Source organism: Bradyrhizobium genosp. SA-3, from assembly GCF_004212635.1.
In the GTDB taxonomy this organism is placed as follows: Bacteria; Pseudomonadota; Alphaproteobacteria; order Rhizobiales; family Xanthobacteraceae; genus Bradyrhizobium.
This window is the reverse complement of sequence record NZ_PSRT01000174.1, coordinates 1-15,140: the sequence shown is the minus strand read 5'-3', so window position 1 is coordinate 15,140 and position 15,140 is coordinate 1. Positions and strand designations below refer to the sequence as shown.

Annotated in this window: 17 protein-coding genes; 9 read left to right on the top strand and 8 right to left on the bottom strand. The window is 64.3% G+C overall.

The features are described from left to right. Positions 1–29: 29 nt before the first annotated feature. Positions 30–563 (bottom strand): REP-associated tyrosine transposase, encoded by a 534-nt coding sequence (locus CWO91_RS37305; protein WP_130220407.1) that lies wholly within the window; start codon positions 561–563, stop codon positions 30–32. Positions 564–696: 133 nt separating this feature from the next. Between CWO91_RS37305 and CWO91_RS37300 the strand changes: the two genes are divergently transcribed. Then, positions 697–1,572: an MBL fold metallo-hydrolase gene (locus CWO91_RS37300; RefSeq protein WP_130220406.1), complete on the top strand. Its 876-nt coding sequence runs from the start codon at positions 697–699 to the stop codon at positions 1,570–1,572. Positions 1,573–1,716: 144 nt separating this feature from the next. Here the strand turns inward: CWO91_RS37300 and CWO91_RS37295 are convergent, their stop codons facing one another. Continuing rightward, a complete protein-coding gene (locus CWO91_RS37295; protein WP_128934182.1) occupies positions 1,717–1,965 on the bottom strand; it encodes a hypothetical protein in 249 nt (82 codons plus the stop codon). Positions 1,966–2,167: 202 nt separating this feature from the next. On the opposite strand from CWO91_RS37295, the gene CWO91_RS37290 reads away from it, so the two are divergent. Beyond that, complete coding sequence (locus tag CWO91_RS37290; RefSeq protein WP_245471492.1) at positions 2,168–2,707, top strand: cupin domain-containing protein; 540 nt, start codon at positions 2,168–2,170, stop codon at positions 2,705–2,707. Positions 2,708–2,760: 53 nt separating this feature from the next. Here the strand turns inward: CWO91_RS37290 and CWO91_RS37285 are convergent, their stop codons facing one another. Then, positions 2,761–3,723 carry an alpha/beta hydrolase gene (locus CWO91_RS37285; protein WP_130220405.1) on the bottom strand — a complete coding sequence of 321 codons (963 nt, stop codon included), beginning with the start codon at positions 3,721–3,723 and terminating at the stop codon, positions 2,761–2,763. Positions 3,724–3,838: 115 nt separating this feature from the next. Here CWO91_RS37285 and CWO91_RS37280 point away from each other — a divergent pair, with 115 nt between their 5' ends. Beyond that, positions 3,839–4,516 carry a nitroreductase gene (locus CWO91_RS37280; RefSeq protein WP_130220404.1) on the top strand — a complete coding sequence of 226 codons (678 nt, stop codon included), beginning with the start codon at positions 3,839–3,841 and terminating at the stop codon, positions 4,514–4,516. A gap of 132 nt (positions 4,517–4,648) precedes the next feature. Then, on the top strand, positions 4,649–4,852 hold the full coding sequence (locus tag CWO91_RS37275; protein WP_091899114.1) for a hypothetical protein: 204 nt from the start codon (positions 4,649–4,651) through the stop codon (positions 4,850–4,852). Positions 4,853–4,877: 25 nt separating this feature from the next. On the opposite strand, the gene CWO91_RS37270 is transcribed toward CWO91_RS37275, so the two are convergent. From CWO91_RS37270 to CWO91_RS37260, 3 genes are read right to left on the bottom strand one after another with little or no spacing between them, the layout of a single operon-like run. Then, positions 4,878–5,996 (bottom strand): HD-GYP domain-containing protein, encoded by a 1,119-nt coding sequence (locus CWO91_RS37270; protein WP_130220403.1) that lies wholly within the window; start codon positions 5,994–5,996, stop codon positions 4,878–4,880. A 50-nt stretch (positions 5,997–6,046) separates the two neighbouring features. Next, positions 6,047–6,379, bottom strand: a complete 333-nt coding sequence (locus CWO91_RS37265; protein WP_091899116.1) for a PilZ domain-containing protein — start codon at positions 6,377–6,379, stop codon at positions 6,047–6,049. Beyond that, on the bottom strand, positions 6,376–7,488 hold the full coding sequence (locus CWO91_RS37260; RefSeq protein ID WP_130220402.1) for a DUF2336 domain-containing protein: 1,113 nt from the start codon (positions 7,486–7,488) through the stop codon (positions 6,376–6,378). Before CWO91_RS37260 ends, CWO91_RS37265 begins: the two co-directional genes overlap by 4 nt. A gap of 298 nt (positions 7,489–7,786) precedes the next feature. Between CWO91_RS37260 and CWO91_RS37255 the strand changes: the two genes are divergently transcribed. Both CWO91_RS37255 and CWO91_RS37250 read left to right on the top strand, forming a co-directional pair. Beyond that, positions 7,787–8,734, top strand: a complete 948-nt coding sequence (locus CWO91_RS37255; protein ID WP_130220409.1) for an AraC family transcriptional regulator — start codon at positions 7,787–7,789, stop codon at positions 8,732–8,734. A 50-nt stretch (positions 8,735–8,784) separates the two neighbouring features. Beyond that, positions 8,785–9,375: an NADPH-dependent FMN reductase gene (locus tag CWO91_RS37250; protein WP_130220401.1), complete on the top strand. Its 591-nt coding sequence runs from the start codon at positions 8,785–8,787 to the stop codon at positions 9,373–9,375. Positions 9,376–9,484: 109 nt separating this feature from the next. Here the strand turns inward: CWO91_RS37250 and CWO91_RS37245 are convergent, their stop codons facing one another. Both CWO91_RS37245 and CWO91_RS37240 read right to left on the bottom strand, forming a co-directional pair. Next, on the bottom strand, positions 9,485–11,566 hold the full coding sequence (locus tag CWO91_RS37245) for a methyl-accepting chemotaxis protein (RefSeq protein ID WP_130220400.1): 2,082 nt from the start codon (positions 11,564–11,566) through the stop codon (positions 9,485–9,487). Between the two features lie 91 nt (positions 11,567–11,657). Continuing rightward, the gene (locus tag CWO91_RS37240; RefSeq protein ID WP_130220399.1) at positions 11,658–12,098 is read right to left on the bottom strand and encodes a DUF1810 domain-containing protein; all 441 of its coding nucleotides are present in this window, start codon (positions 12,096–12,098) and stop codon (positions 11,658–11,660) included. A gap of 202 nt (positions 12,099–12,300) precedes the next feature. Between CWO91_RS37240 and CWO91_RS37235 the strand changes: the two genes are divergently transcribed. From CWO91_RS37235 to CWO91_RS37225, 3 genes are all read left to right on the top strand, one after another. Continuing rightward, positions 12,301–13,272, top strand: a complete 972-nt coding sequence (locus CWO91_RS37235; protein ID WP_130220408.1) for a DUF2778 domain-containing protein — start codon at positions 12,301–12,303, stop codon at positions 13,270–13,272. A 66-nt stretch (positions 13,273–13,338) separates the two neighbouring features. Then, the gene (locus CWO91_RS37230) at positions 13,339–13,596 is read left to right on the top strand and encodes a hypothetical protein (protein WP_024338019.1); all 258 of its coding nucleotides are present in this window, start codon (positions 13,339–13,341) and stop codon (positions 13,594–13,596) included. A 206-nt stretch (positions 13,597–13,802) separates the two neighbouring features. Next, entirely contained in the window at positions 13,803–14,891 is a 1,089-nt protein-coding gene (locus CWO91_RS37225) for a TRAP transporter substrate-binding protein (protein WP_130220398.1), read from the top strand. Positions 14,892–15,140 lie beyond the last annotated feature (249 nt).

Genomic DNA, 15,140 nt, shown 5'->3' with positions numbered 1-15,140 from the left:
TCCGGATGGAGCGTCAGCGTAATCCGGGATCACTCGCCGCGTTCTCCGAAGTTGCCGTCTATCTCGCCGGTGCCGCCCCAGTCGGCGGGTAGCAAGCCAGCGCGGACGTAGTGATGGAGCGAAGAATAGGGCCAATCTGTCGGCGATGAGACAAGGCCGTGCTTGACGGGATTAAAATGGATGTAGTCGGCGCAGCGCTCGAAATCGGCGTCGTTGCGAATTGTGTGCTCCCAAAATCGCCGCTGCCATAGGGCGAACTCGCCGCGATGATTGCGGGAGATTGGGGCGCTGGAAGCTGCGAGCCGGTGAGTGAACAGGCTTTTGATACGTCGCCATCTCCCGGAGAAATCAGCGTCATCGTCCGGAAGCGTCATGATGACGTGCAGGTGATCAGGCAGGACCACGATCGCGTCGATCTCGAATGGTCGTTCGACGCGCGTCGTGCGGAATGCGCCGCGTAGTTTGTCGACATGGTCGATCAGCACGGATGATCGTCGATCATCCAGCGTTGCGGTGAAGAAGAAGGTCCCGGCCGGGACGAAATTGCGACGATAGCGGACCATGCGAGGGGCTTTCCCCGATTACGCTTCGCTCCATCCGGGCTACAAGCAAATCGAGAGAACTTCAATGAACTCGCTTGCTTGAAGATCCCTGGCGCTCTCGTTACGCTCCCTCAAAAACGGGAGCGAAACAACCATGAAGCAACTGCGGATCGGCGATATCACCATCGATGCGGTGATCGAGCGGGAAGGGCCGTGGCGGCGGCCGCAGGATTTTTTCCCGGCCTATGACGAGGGCGTGTTCGCCCGCCATCTGCCGACGATGGAGCCGGAGGTGTTCGACGCCGCGCGCGGCATGATGGTGATCACCTACCAGACCTTCGTGGTCCGCACGCCGCGCTACACGATTTTGGTCGACACCTGCACCGGCGAGGACAAGGGCCATCCGCCGCCGTTCGATTTTCCCGGCAAGGAGCGCTGGCGCAACGAATTGTTCGCGCTCGGCATCGGCTTCGAGCAGATCGACTACGTGTTCTGCACGCATCTGCATATCGACCACACCGGCTGGAATACCACCTTGCGCGACGGGCGCTGGGTGCCGACGTTCCCGAACGCGAAATACGTCTTCCACAAGGGCGAGTACGCGGCCTGGGAAGCCGAGCACGCCAAGGGCAGCAATCCGCCGGGCACCGTGTTTCGCGACAATTGCCTGCCGATCGTCGAAGCGGGGCAGGCGCTATTGGTCGATGACGACTACGCGCTCGACGACACCGTGACGCTGACGCCGACGCCGGGGCATTCGCCCTGCCATTGCTGCGTCAACATTGTCTCGAAGGGCCAGCGCGCGGTGGTCGCGGGCGATCTCATGCATCACCAGATCCAGTGCCGCGAGCCGGACTGGTCGGCGAAGCCGGATTGGGATCCGAAGCAGTCGGCGGTGTCGCGGCGAAAGTTCTTCGCTTCGGTTGCGGACACTGACACGCTGATCCTGCCGGTGCATTTTCCGGCGCCGACGGTGGGATTGATCAGGCCGCTGCGCGACGCGTTCGACTATCGGTTCAAACGGGATTGACTGCCTTCTCGCCGTCATGGCCGGGCTTGTCCCGGCCATCGACGTTATTTCCTGCGGTCAAGGCGTGGATGCCCGGGACAAGCCCGGGCATGACGAGTTCGTGGAGCGATCGCCCACGAAAGAAGCAGCGGAATTCGCAGCGCCTTACGCGCTGGTCTCGCACTTCTTCATAAAGCTGTTCTTGGCGGCGCCGGCGAGCGGCTTGCCGTCGGAGCCGACGGCCTTGGGTGCGCAGGCGTCGGCCTTGCACTTCTTCAGGAACGAGGTCTTGGCGGCGCCGGCCAGGGGCTTGCCGTCCTTGCCGATCGCCTTGCTCTCGCAGGTTTCTTGCGCGAAGGCCGAGCCCGCTGCAAAGGTGGCAACGATCGCCGCGAGGAAAATCCGCTTCATCATGGGTGTCTCCCTAAACCAGAAATGGCGGGAGGATTGGAGCCGGGAATCGTGGCGCAATCAAGCAGGATGAGCGGGCGTCATCCGGTCGGCCTGCCGATTTTTCGGGCGCGATCGGCAAACGCCCCACTTATTGCACTGCTCGCTGACCAGGCCGGGCGATCCTGCTAGCTTCGGACGCTTGAGATAGAGAGGGAGCATCGTGATGGACGCCGTGATCCCGATAGACCAGGAAGCCGCCGACCGGCATTCTCACCTGGTTCAGCCGCAAGAGATGGACTGGCAAAAGACGCGGTTTCCAGGTTGCGAGGCCAAGACACTGCTGTTCGATCGCAGCAGCGGCCTGATGACCGCCTTGATGCGCTTTGCGCCGGGATCGGTGCTGCCCGATCACGAGCATGTCGGAATCGAGCAGAGCTACGTCATTGAGGGCGCGCTCGTCGACAAGGAGGGACCGGCCAAGGGGATCGCCTGCAAGGCCGGCGAATTCATCTGGCGCGGGGCGGGCAGCCGGCACGCCGCCTGGTGCCCGGACGGGGCCTTGATCCTGGCGATCTTCCAGGTGCCGAACAAGTTCTTCGAAGCCGACGGCCGTGTCGTCGATGCCGCCGGTCAGGATTGGGACGAGACGTGGGGGCACACCGACGCGCAGCGGGCGGGAGCATCTAGCCGGTCCTGTAGCGCCCGGATGGAGCGAAGCGCAATCCGGGGGCAGACCAACCGTATCGCTCGACCGTCCGCGTGAGACGAAACCCGGATTCCGCTGCGCTCCATCCAGGCTACGGATTTGTCGCATCCCTATACGCCGCGCATGAGCAGCGCCTTGAAGTCGGCGCGTGCACGCTGCGCCTCGGCGCGCGCGACGTCCGAAGCATCGCCCATGCCGAAATAGCCGTGGATCAGGCCGGGGCCCTCATGGTGCTTCACGCGCACGCCGGCGGCCTCCAGTGCCCGCGCATAGGCCGCGCCTTCGTCACGCAACGGATCGAACCAGGCGGTGGTCACGACCGCCGGCGCGACGCCGGCGAGGGATGCCGCGCGCAGTGGCGAGACCCGCCAGTCCGAAGCATGGCCGGGATCGGCGAGATAGTGGCCGCAAAACCATTCCATCACCGCGCGGGAGAGGAAGTAGCCGTCGGCATTCTCGGCGCGCGAGGGATAGCGCGCGTTCTCGCGCGCATCCGCATAGCTGCCGAGGACGTCGGTCACGGGATAGACCAGCAATTGCGCGGCGAGCCTGATGCCGGCATCGCGGCAGGCGATTGCGGTGGTCGCCGCGAGATTGCCACCGGCGCTGTCGCCGGCAACGCCCACGCGCTTTGCATTGCCGCCAAATTCCGCGACGCGGTTGAAGATGTCGCTCACCGCCGCGAAGGCGTCCTCGAAGGCGCCGGGAAAGCGCGTCTCGGGCGGGCGGCGATAGTCGACGGAGATGACGACCGCGCCGGTCTCGATCGCGAGGTTGCGCGCCTGCCGGTCGTGAGTCTCGAGGTCGCCCGCAACCCAGCCGCCGCCATGGAAGAACACCACAGTCGGTGCCGGCGTGGTGCCGACCCGATAGACGCGGGCATCGAGCGGGCCGGCGCCGCCTTTCACCTTGATATCCTGCACGCTGTCGACGGGCGGGGGCGGTATGGCGGCACGCGAGGCAGCCAGTGCGCGCAAGGAATCGCGGGCGCTCTGTGGCGTCATGACCGCGGGATCGCGCATCGGCATGAGCGGAATGATCTCGGCGATCACGGGATCCAGCGGCGCGGCCATGACAGCTCCTCCAGGGTTGTTGGTCTTGCTTGCGGGTTAGCATAGATTTTGCGCGCCGCGTCGGCAACCGGCGGTTCTAGCGCAACGCCGGACGAACGGGCAGGGAGGTCTTGAGGTGGAATTCGAAACGCTGGTCCAGTCGCGCCGCAGCGTGCGCGGCTTCAGGAACGAGCCGGTGCCGCGCGCGGTGATCGAGGCGATCATCGAGAGCGCCAAGCGCGCGCCGTCGTCGATGAACACCCAGCCCTGGCATGTCCACGTGCTCACCGGCAGCCCGCTGGAAGAGGTGCGCCGCCGCAACATGGAGGAGATGATCGCCGGCGCCAAGGTCAAGCGTGACATCGTCAGCCATGGCGAGTACCAGGGCGTGCATCGCACGCGACAGGTCGACATCGCCAAGAAGCTGTTCGGCGCGATGGGGATCGCGCGCGACGACAAGCCGATGCGCCAGGACTGGGTGCTGCGCGGCTTCCGCCAGTTCGACGCGCCGGTCTCGCTGGTCTTGACCTACGACCGCGTGCTCGATCCCGGCGCGGTCTGCCATTTCGATCTCGGCGCGCTCTGCTACGGCATCGTGCTCGCGGCGTGGGACCGCGGCCTCGGTTCGGTGATCAATGGACAAGGCATCATGCGCTCCGACATCGTGCGCGAGGTCGCGAAGATTCCGGAGGACGAGGTGATCATGACCTGCGTCGCGATGGGCTATCCCGACGATGGCTTTGCCGCGAATGCCGTTCGCTCGGACCGCGAACTTAACGAGGAGTTCGTGCGGTACGTGGGTTTTGCCGATTAGCACGACGAAGAGGAGATTGTTCTCTGCGGAATTTTTTTGGTGCGGAGTCGCTGGCAAGCTCTTGCAATCTCGAAGGTGCGGGAGGAACAATATGCAGGCTGAGAGGTTTGTTGCTGGCGCGAGGGAATTGAGATGCGGCGGCTGGCTAGCCTGGTTCGATGGTTCTTCGGTCCGCGAGTGCGGCGCCCGATCGATGATGATCCAAGTCTTCCTTTCACACCCGAAGAGTTCGGCCGGCTGATCCGCAGCGGCAAGCACGAGGACATGAAGCTGCTGGCTGACGGGCTGGCCTGCCGTTCCATTCCGCACCGCGCCCAATACCGCGCAACGCACTAGCCGGTTCGCGGCGCAGTCGACGCGCTCACCTCGTGAGCGCGACCGGTTTGAACGCGGTCACCAGCGCCTTCTCCAGCTTTCCGGCCATCCCGCGCAGTATGTCGTAGGCTTCCGCGCGCGGCATGGTCGGCTTGTAATGCCGGTGCTCGATGAGCGCCGCGAAGATGTCGGAAATCGTGAGAATCCGCACGATGTCGCCAATGGTTTCGGCGCAGAGGGCATCCGGATACCCGCTCCCGTCGAGATATTCGTGATGATGGCGCACGGCATCGAGGATCTCCGGCGAAATCTTGCCGTGACCCTTCAGAAACTCGTAGCCGGCGGCCGGATGGGTCTCGATCAGGGCGCGCTCGTCGGAATCGAGACGGCCCGGCTTGTCGAGGATGGCGAGCGGGATCTGCGCCTTGCCGATGTCGTGGAACATGGCCGCCGAGCAGAGGCGCTCCAGATCGGCTCTTCCGACGCCGAGGCTCAGGCCGAAGTCGATGGCGACACCGGTCACGATCAGGCAGTGCTGATAGGTTCCTTCGTGATGGCGCCGCACCGTCGTGAGCCATTCCGACAGACCATGCTCTGTGATGCGATCGGCAATCTGGCGGCCGGCTTCCTTGGTGCCGTCCACGTCGAGGGGTTGGTCGAGGGTGACCGCCGTGAACATCGACGCGAACGCGGTTGCCCCGATCTCAACCGCGTTGTCAGACTGTGCAGTCTCGCCTGACGAGGCAGAGGACGGATCGGCCGGATCAGACAGCGCCGACAGCAATTTGGCCCGGCTGATCGTGCCGGGCAGGACGAGCGTCGCTCCAAGCGCATAGGCTTGCGAAACGCCGACGTGCGAAGTGTGCTCGATGAGGAAGATCCGCTTCTTCGCTTTGGCCAATTTGCCGGCCCGTTTCTTGATGGCTGCGATGTTGTCGAGGTCGCGAAGCTCTGCGCGGATGACGATGGCGGACGGTACCTGCGATAGCTTGGCCTCGGCGTCGAGCCGTTCGCCCGCGACGGCGAAACGCTCCTCGAGAATCGAGCAGATGCCTGCCAGTTTGTCGGACGTGTCGGCCAGCACATGCACGAAGGGACGGGCCGCCTCGGCATCCCGGATGCCGTCACGATCGAGGGGCCTGTGCGTGGTTCGCGCGTTCTGCACTGTTTGACCTGGGATGTCGTGGGGTCCAATGTGCGGGATGAATTCTCGGCCTATTTGCTTCCGGCGGAATTCCGCGTAGCGGTTGCCGGCGCGCTCGCCGGCTTCTTCTTGCCGCCCGCGGTGACGAAGTGGAGCCCGGCGGTGGTGCCATCGATCCAGACCAGCTCGCAGCGCCGAAAGGCGAGCCCCGTCGACGACAGCACCATGAAGAATTCCTTGGCCTGGAGTACGTCCAGTGTACCCTCGACCTCGACCTTCGCACCTGTCTGCGATACGTCGAGCAGAACACAGCTACGCCGCCAAGTACCGTCTGAGCCCATCAGGTTGACGGGCTGCCGGTGGTCCATCCGAACGCGCCCCGCCTTGCGGCCATCGAATCTCATTGCTTGTCCCCCAATCTTGCGCTGCGATGTGCCCTATCGTTTGTCTTGGCGTTTGCGGTGATTTCCCCCCAGCGCACCGTCCATTGGCTGGTCGACAGAAGCAGCGTGTCGAAGATCCGTTGCGCGCGTTCGCGCTCGGCAAAGGAAAGCCGTCGGCCGCTGCGGTTGCTCAGGATGGCCAGCGTGGTCTGCCAGTTCAGCCGCGAAGCGCGGCAGGCCATGACCAGACCTTCGCAATCCTCATCGGCCATGATGTGCTCGATGATGTCGAGCGGCGCCCCCGAGAGCACCGACAGTGCCGTGAACAGATTGGCGGTCTCGCCGCGGATCGCGAAGCGGTTGACGGTGGAATCGTTGAGCTTGCCGACGCGGTTGAGGGCGACGATCTCCGGCCTCGCGCTCGCATAGGCCGCATGGCAGGGCAGCTTGGGCGGCGCCAAGGTGGCAGTCGCGTTGTGTGGCGGCGTTGATGAGGCGTTGAGCTTCGCCGGCCTTTCCTGGCCGTTGGAGGCGGACAGCAGTTTCCGCACGATGAGGTCGGGCGTATCTGGCCTGAGTGCGAGCGCCTTCGTGATCTCGTCGTCCGGCCCGGCCCGGGCGATCAGCATGGAATACGCAGCCTCCGAGAGCTTGACCCCGGGATTGCCGATCAGCGCAAGGTGGACGGCGCGGCCGCCGCTCTTGATCAGCGCCTCGGTCAGCGACGGCTCGACGCGCTCGCGGGCGGCGATGGCACACAGTTGCAGTTCGCTGCCCGAGGCCGCGATCGTTTCGAGGTCGACCCTGGAGAGGGTCTGCGATTTGAGCAGGACAGGGCACGCCACGTCCGGATCGTGGTGTGCGGCAAGACGCCGTAAGGTCTTCGGCGGAGCCACGTTGAGTTCGGCAAGCGCGGTGCTGAGCTGAATTAGTGCACTGGCGTCGACGCGATCCGTCAAACGCAGCAAAACGCCGTCGACCACATTGGCGAGCAATTCCTGAGGCCGGTCACGGCTGCACGTAAGCAGCTGTATGATACCGGCGAGGATGCGAGCGCAGCGATCCAGCGGGCACGTTGCGACCGCATCTTCCAGCTCGACCAAAATATCAGCAGGCGAATTTGCCATCATGGCAGGAGCCTGAATCGAAATAACTTTGACGATTTAACGAGGACTATTGCGCCTCAAAGGTGTTAATTTTTGATTTTGGAAATTAAATGTCGGGTATTAATGCACCGCGAATTTCGGGAGATGCTATCGAAATTTGGCGAGGACTTGGCGCCCCGACTTGTCCTTTCAGGTGGACCCTTTCTAATTGATCGGGACACGTTAGGATTGATTCTTGAGGTCCGACCGGGAACCAAAGGGGGAAGCGAACCGGCCCCGTTGCCGGATGCGCGTCGGTTGCGACGTTGCATTTCATATTGCCATGAACAGTATTGATGACGTGCCAAGGTTGGCACCAAAGACATTCCGCTTTTCAGACGCCGACGAATTTCGGAACGCCATACGAGGCCTGGATTTCGAGTTCACGCCTTTCGTACGAAGGATTTCTGCTGAGCAGACTATTTTGTCGCTACCCGGTTGCGACGTAAATTTGACGCGCGCATTTCCGCGTGTGGTTGACGGACAACTCGTCGAGAGTTGCACGGCGATCGGGTTCACGATGGACGACCTCGATGTCCCTATTCGGTTCAATGGCGCGCAGCGTGCGCGACCAGTCGTCGTCATTGGCAGCGGCGGAGCCGCTTACACGAGCATCGAAGAGGTGCAGCGGCAAATTGCCTCGGTGGTGTTCAGGCCGGAGGTGACGGATCGCGGCTGGCCACGGGTGACCCTGAGCTTCCAGATTTTCGAAACGACCGCCGCGAGCCTGGCCCGATTGCGCGGCGTGGTTCACGAGGTGTTGGTCGCGGCGTCAGAGCCCATCGACGAATCAGACGTGCCGTTCAAGGCAGCCGCAATGAAGGAATCCCTGCTTGCGGCCGTTGACGGCGCATTCGAGAGCGTGGTCCGCGCGCGATGGACCGCGCTGCCCAATGACGAGCGGCACTTCAAGATGTTCCAGGATATCCGCGCGCTGCTCTCCGACGACCTGTCGCAGCCGATCTATAGCGAGGAGATCGCGCGGAAGCTCGGCCTGTCCGTCCGCACCATGCATGACGTCGTCCGCCGCTATCGCGGCATGAGCCTGCACCGCTATTTGCGGCTGCGCCGGCTGTGGCTGGTGCGACGGCGGCTGCTCGCCGGCGCGGACAGTGTCAAGGCCGTGGCGCTCGCCTTCGGCTTCTGGCATCTCAGCGATTTTTCCCGAAGCTACCGCGACCAGTTCGGCGAGGCGCCCTCGGAAACACTGGAGCGCGGGCGCAGGCGATAGTTTGACAAATCGAGTAGGGCCGGACGTCGGTTTCGTGCTACCGTTCGGCCATGAGCAATCGCATTCTCGTCCTCTACGGTTCCTACCGTTCCGACCGCATGGGCATCCGCCTGGCGAATTTCGTCATCAATCGTCTGCGCAGCCGCGGCGAGGACGTCGAATTCATCGACGCCAAGGCAATCGGCCTGCCGATGCTCGACCGCATGTACAAGGAATATCCCGAGGGCTCGGCGCCCGAGGCGCTGGAGAGGCTGGCCGGACAGATTCGCGGCGCCGACGGTTTTGTCTTCGTCGCCGGCGAATACAATTGGGGCATCCAGCCCGGCCTGAAGAACCTCACCGACCATTTCCTCGAAGATTGGTTCTGGCGTCCGGCCGCGATCGTCAGCTACTCGGCCGGGCGGCTCTCGGGCGCGCGTGCCGCGACGGCCTGGCACGGTACGCTGTCGGAAATGGGCATGGTGGTGGTGTCGAGCACCATCGGCGTCGGCCCGATCGCACAGACGCTGTCGGCCGACGGCGAGCCGATCGGCGAGGGCGGCAAGGCGCTCGAGCGCTCGTTCCCGCGCTTTGCCGACGATCTTGCGTGGTGGATCGAGGCGGCGAAAGCGCAGCGCGCGCGCAAGCCGCCGCCTTATTGAGCAGCTCTCACCGCGTGGAAGTTCTGTAGATCCTCTGGGTGAGTTGGTGGTCGCAAACTCAACTTACCCCTGACCACCCGTCACCCATAGGATCTACAAATCCGCGCGCTTACGCGGCCCTGACCTCGCCGAGGAAGCGGTCGAACTGGCCGGCGAGATCGCGCGACTGGGTTGAGAGCTGCTCGGCGGCGCCCAGCACCTCCCTGGCGGCAGCTCCCGTGTCGTCGGCGGCGCGCTGCACGCCGGAGATGTTGCTGTTGACCTCCTGGGTGCCGCGGGCGGCTTCCTGGACGCTGCGGGCGATCTCCTTGGTCGCTGAGCCCTGTTCCTCGATCGCAGCCGCGATCGCGGCGCCGATCTGGTCGATCTCGGCGATGACGTCGGCGACGTTGCGGATCGCGGCCACGGTCTCGTCGCTCGCGGACTGGATCGCCGTGATCTGCTCGGAGATTTCCGTCGTGGCCTTGGCGGTCTGGCCGGCCAGTGACTTCACTTCGGAAGCAACCACCGCAAAGCCGCGGCCGGCATCGCCCGCACGGGCGGCCTCGATGGTCGCGTTCAGTGCGAGCAGGTTGGTCTGCTCGGCGATGCTCTGGATCAGCGTGACGACGTCGCCGATCTTCTGCGCGCCCTCGGCGAGCGCGCGCGCGGTATCGCCGGTGCGGCGAGCATTGTCGACGGCGCGGGCGGCAATCTCGGTGGATTGCGCGACCTGACGGCCGATCTCCGCGATCGAGGAGGTCAGCTCCTCGGTGGCGCTGGCAACCGTCTGCACATTGGTCGAGGTCTGTTCGGAGGCGGCGGCGACGATGGCGGCCTGGCTGTTGGTCTGGGCCGCCGTCGACGTCATCGACTGCGCGGTGGTCTCCATCGTGGAGGAGGCCCGCGAGAGGCCGCCGACGAGCTCGGTGACCTTGGCCTCGAAGGCGCGGGTGAGGTCGTCGAGCGCCTGGGCGCGGCGCATCTTGCCGTCGTTCTCGGCCTGCTTCTCGGCGGCGAGGCGGTCGGCCCGGATCATGTTGTCCTTGAACACCTGGACGGCGGCGGCCATCGCCCCGATCTCGTCGGAGCGCTCGGCGCCGGGGATGCCTTCCGCAACCTCGCCGTCGGCGAGCCGCGACATCCGCGTCGTCAGGCCGACGATCGGCGCGCAGACGCGGCGGCGCACGGTCACGACGAGGCCGATGCTCGCGATCAGCACGGCGGCAAGGCCTGCAAGCGCGATGGTGAAGCTGGTGCGCGCGGCCGAGGACGCGCCCGCGAGGATATGTTCCGCGTTGTCGTAGAAGGCGTCGCGGACCTCGATGATGGTGCCGAGGCCGCGCTGCGTGGCGGCGTAATAAGTGTCCACGTCGTGCTCGTACTTGCCGCTGACCGCACCGTCCTTCACCAGCTTGAGCTCGCGGCCGAACTCCTCGACATAGACCGCGTTGAACTTCTCCAGCGCAGCGGCGACGTTCGCGGGAGTCGCCGGATTGCCGCGCAATTCCTGCAGCGCCATCACGATCTGATCGTTGCGGCCCTGCGAGCGGGCGATGTCGGCCTTCTCGGCGTCGGTCGCCGGTTTCTTGCCGCCGACGAGGTTCTTGTGCAGGCTGGAGTTGAAGCCGCCCACGTCGCGCAGCGTCATCGCGATGTTGGCGTAGCTGGCCTGCCGGTAGGCGTCGCCGTTGAGAATCGCCATGCGGCGGACCTGCTCGTTGAGCAGCGCGGTCACGCCGCTGTTGAGCACGGCATTGTCGACGACGATCTTCTTGGCGGCGTCCTTGCGCCCCTCCGCAGGCCCCGCGAGCGCCTTGTCGATGGCCTCGCGCAGCGCGGTGAATTTCGCATTGATGCCGTCGATGTTGCTGCCGATGGTGCTGCCATCGTCGAAGGAGCCGGGCAGCTCCTTGCGCAGCCCGTTCATCCTGTCGCGGGCGCCGTCGGTCTGCTTGCGCAGCTTGTCCTGCGCGGCGAGCAGCGCGGGGTCGATCGTGGCAGGGCCATAGAGAATGTTGGTGGAGAAGCCGCGCTCGGGATTGAGATAGCGGGGAATGTCGCTGACGGCGCGAACGATCGCCAGGCGGCCTTGCGCCTCGCTGATCCGCTCCATCGTCTGATATTTCGTTACGGCAACGTAGACGGCGAGGCCGCCGCCGATGGTCGAGAGCGAGACGATGGCGGTGGTCAGGAGCGTACCGATTTTCATGATCTGTCCGGCAATTGGCGCGGGAGAATTATTGTGCACGAAAGATAGGCAGGCGATGTTAATCCCGGGTTTACGCTGATGGCCGCGCAACTCAGCCGGATACCCGGTCGAGCTTGGCGAGGATCTCCAGCGTGGCGCCGTCGCGTTCGCCCGCGAAATATCGGGCGATCGCCTGATCGAAGACGGGCTCACGGGACACCGCACCGAACAGCGTCATCGACGAGCGGAATTTCGCATCATCCGGCGCGCCCAGGATCGCGTTGATGGTCCGCCCCTGAACGGCGAGCACGAGCCTGGTGCATTCGGTCAGGCGCACCCCGAGGACGGGATGGGCGAGGTAGGCCTCGGCCTCCGCACGGGAGCCGATGGCGTAGCGCTGCGACATGGCGCTGAAGCCGAGGCCTGCGACCTGCGGGAAGATGAACCACATCCAGTGAGTCTGCTTCCGGCCCCGGGCCAACTCGCCCTGGACGTCGCGATAGACCGGGTCCTGGGCCCGGACAAAGCGGTTGAGATCGAAAGGATCGGTCATTGGATACCTCAGGAAGTCTTGCCGGACCCCTTGCCGGCCGCGATTATGCCTAACTTTTGGCTCCCAATGTGGTAGCTGGTATAGAGTCTCCGGGTGGGGGTTGGGCGCCCCCGGGGGTCGATTTGGGGATCTGATGGTTTCCGACGCAGCACATGCCGAGAGGCTGTTGTCGCGCCGCCGTGTCGGGCGAGCCGAAAAGACTTTGCTGTCGCTGGCAGCGATCGCGCTGGCGCTTGGCGCTGCCGCGTGGGTTGCGGATATGGGCGATTCGACCCCGCTGGTCTCCGCCGCGTTGCCGCCGGTCAATGCCCCTTCATTCGAGGATCGTTTCGCTTCGGCCTCCGGCAATCCGCCAGCCCGCGAACTCGGCCTGCGGACGCTGGAGCGCTCCGCCCTGAACGCGGTCCAGCTCAAGCTTCGCGATGCCAAGGCCATGCTCGCCGAGAAGCTCCAGGGCGATGACTGGCGCTCGACCCTGACCGAAGACGACCAGCCCCTGACCGAGGACGACCAGCCCCCGGCCGAGGAGGCGAGGCCCTCGCAGCGCGCCGACGCCGTCCCGATGCCGCGCTCGCGCCCGGTCCAGGCCGATCTCGCCTCCCAGATCGCATCCAGCCAAGCGTATGCCGATACCAGTCCCCGGGTCGATAACCGCAATTTCTTCGAAAAATTCACCGACAAGATCAAGCTGGCCTCGCTGACGCCCGACAGCGGGTTGTTCAACAAGGCGCCCGATCTTGCGGCCCTCGGCTACGATTCGCGGACGGCGGTCTATGACATCTCGGCCAAGGCGGTTTACCTGCCGGGCGGCGTGGCGCTCGAGGCCCATTCCGGCCTGGGCCCGCTGATGGACAATCCCGACCATGTCGACCGGCGGATGGTCGGTGCGACGCCCCCGGCGACCTACGAGCTGAAGCCGCGCGAAAAGCTGTTCCACGGTGTTCGGGCGCTGCGCATGACTCCGGTCGAAGGCACCAGCGCGCTCGGCCGCGTCGGCCTGCTCACCCACAATTACATGCTCGGACCGCGCGGCGATTCCAACGGTTGCGTCTCGATCAAGGACTATGACCGTTTCATCAAGGCCTACGACAATGGCGAGTTCAACCGTCTGGTCGTGGTGCCGAATCTGCGCGGGTCTGCGACCGCCTCGCAGCGCGCGAGCACCGATTCCTGATATTTGCCTGCCGCGGCGGGGCTGCCGTTTCCCCTTCGTTAAATCGTCCTCGTCCAGAAGCAGCCCATGAGTGATCCATCAAGTTCCGAGACCCCGCTGCGCACGACGTTCAAGATCAAGCTGAACGGTGACACGCTGGCGATTGCGACCGTCGGCCAGGCCTATCAGTTCCTGACCAACTTCAAGTCGGTGGAATGGATGGAATTCCGCTCGCTGCATGAAGATGCGGTCGCGGCGCTGGAAGGCGCCGCCGGTAACGCAATGCTCGCAGTGCAGGCAACCAACGCAGTGCGCGCGCTGTTCGTCAGCGCGAAGCTGCTTTAGCGACAGCTTCGTAGCCCGGATTACGCTGAAAGCGTAGTCCGGGTCCGTGCACGTCAGTGGCACCTTCCCGGACTGCGCTGCCGCTCTATCCGGGCTACCCCTCCCAGCTTGAACTCCGTTATAGGAACGGGCAAACGGTCCGCGACGACCGTCGCCAGAAGCCCATTGTGTTTGAAACTTACTGACTTCAAGGGAGAGACCCCATCATGGAACGCCGTACATTCCTCAAGGGCGGCGCGGTCGCCGGCGCGACGACGCTGGTTGCGGCCCCTGCGATCGCGCAAGGCGCGCCCGAGATCAAATGGCGCCTGACCTCGAGTTTCCCCAAATCGCTCGACACCATCTACGGCACGGCGCAGACGTTTGCGAAATACGTCGCGGAAGCCACCGACAACAAATTCCAGATCCAGACCTTCGCCGCCGGCGAGCTCGTGCCCGGTCTGCAGGCGCTCGATGCCGTCAGCACTGCCTCGGTGGAGATGGCGCAGACGCCGCTCTATTTCTACATCGGCAAGGAGCCCGCGCTGGCCTATGCCACTGGCGCGCCCTTCGGCATGAACCATCGCCATCAGGAGTCGTGGTGGCACTTCGGCGGCGGCGCCGGACTCAGCAACGAAGCGCTCAAGCCTTTCAAGGCGCACGCCATCCTTTGCGGCAATTCCGGCACCCAGATGGGCGGCTGGTTCCGCAAGGAGATCAAAACCGTCGACGACCTCACAGGCCTCAAATTCCGCATCGCCGGCATGGGCGGCCATGTGCTGGCGCGGCTCGGCGTCGTGCCGCAGCAGATCGCTGGCGGCGATGTGTATCCCGCCCTCGAGAAGGGCACGATCGATGCCGCCGAGTTCGTCGGTCCCTATGACGACGAGAAGCTCGGTTTCCAGAAGGTCGCCAAATACTATTATTTCCCGGGCTGGTGGGAAGGTGGCGCCATGCTGCACATGATCGTCAACGACGAGAAATGGGCCTCGCTACCCAAGCAGTACCAGGCGATCGTCAACCAGGCCGCATCGGCGGCCGGCGCCTGGATGCTCGAGAAATACGACAGCGTGAATCCGGCGGCGCTCAAGCGCCTAATCGCGAACGGTGCGGAGCTGAAGGCGTTCCCGCAGCCGGTGCTGGAAGCCTGCTACAACGCGACCCAGGAGCATCTGAACGAGCTCGCCGCCAAGAGCGACCTGTTCAAGCGGACCAAGGACAGCCACGACGCCTATATGAAGGAGCTGCTGTTCTACACGCAGATCGCGGAAAACTTCTACGACAATTATCTGCTCAGCAAGACGCGCAAGACTTGATTGCGAGGCGGTCGTAGGGTGGGCAAAGGCGCACTCGCGCCGTGCCCACCAGCGCTTACACCCACCAGCCCTTTCATGGTGGGCACGCTTCGCTTTGCCCACCCTACGGCTTCTGAGCGAGCAGCGCTGATCTCGTAGATCCTATGGGTGACGGGTGGTCAGGGGTAAGTTGAGTTTGTGGACCACCAACGTAATCCGGGTCTCGGATGTGAATTGCACCGCCCCGGATTGCGCTGCGCTCCATCCGGG

Coding starts and splice junctions, on each gene's coding strand:
- CWO91_RS37305 (WP_130220407.1), bottom strand. CDS start 563: ATGGTCCGCTATCGTCGCAATTTCGTCCCGGCCGGGACCTTCTTCTTC.
- CWO91_RS37240 (WP_130220399.1), bottom strand. CDS start 12,098: ATGACCGATCCTTTCGATCTCAACCGCTTTGTCCGGGCCCAGGACCCG.
- CWO91_RS37300 (WP_130220406.1), top strand. CDS start 697: ATGAAGCAACTGCGGATCGGCGATATCACCATCGATGCGGTGATCGAG.
- CWO91_RS37265 (WP_091899116.1), bottom strand. CDS start 6,379: ATGAGATTCGATGGCCGCAAGGCGGGGCGCGTTCGGATGGACCACCGG.
- CWO91_RS37245 (WP_130220400.1), bottom strand. CDS start 11,566: ATGAAAATCGGTACGCTCCTGACCACCGCCATCGTCTCGCTCTCGACC.
- CWO91_RS37225 (WP_130220398.1), top strand. CDS start 13,803: ATGGAACGCCGTACATTCCTCAAGGGCGGCGCGGTCGCCGGCGCGACG.
- CWO91_RS37285 (WP_130220405.1), bottom strand. CDS start 3,723: ATGGCCGCGCCGCTGGATCCCGTGATCGCCGAGATCATTCCGCTCATG.
- CWO91_RS37275 (WP_091899114.1), top strand. CDS start 4,649: ATGCGGCGGCTGGCTAGCCTGGTTCGATGGTTCTTCGGTCCGCGAGTG.
- CWO91_RS37295 (WP_128934182.1), bottom strand. CDS start 1,965: ATGATGAAGCGGATTTTCCTCGCGGCGATCGTTGCCACCTTTGCAGCG.
- CWO91_RS37230 (WP_024338019.1), top strand. CDS start 13,339: ATGAGTGATCCATCAAGTTCCGAGACCCCGCTGCGCACGACGTTCAAG.
- CWO91_RS37250 (WP_130220401.1), top strand. CDS start 8,785: ATGAGCAATCGCATTCTCGTCCTCTACGGTTCCTACCGTTCCGACCGC.
- CWO91_RS37290 (WP_245471492.1), top strand. CDS start 2,168: ATGGACGCCGTGATCCCGATAGACCAGGAAGCCGCCGACCGGCATTCT.
- CWO91_RS37255 (WP_130220409.1), top strand. CDS start 7,787: ATGAACAGTATTGATGACGTGCCAAGGTTGGCACCAAAGACATTCCGC.
- CWO91_RS37260 (WP_130220402.1), bottom strand. CDS start 7,488: ATGATGGCAAATTCGCCTGCTGATATTTTGGTCGAGCTGGAAGATGCG.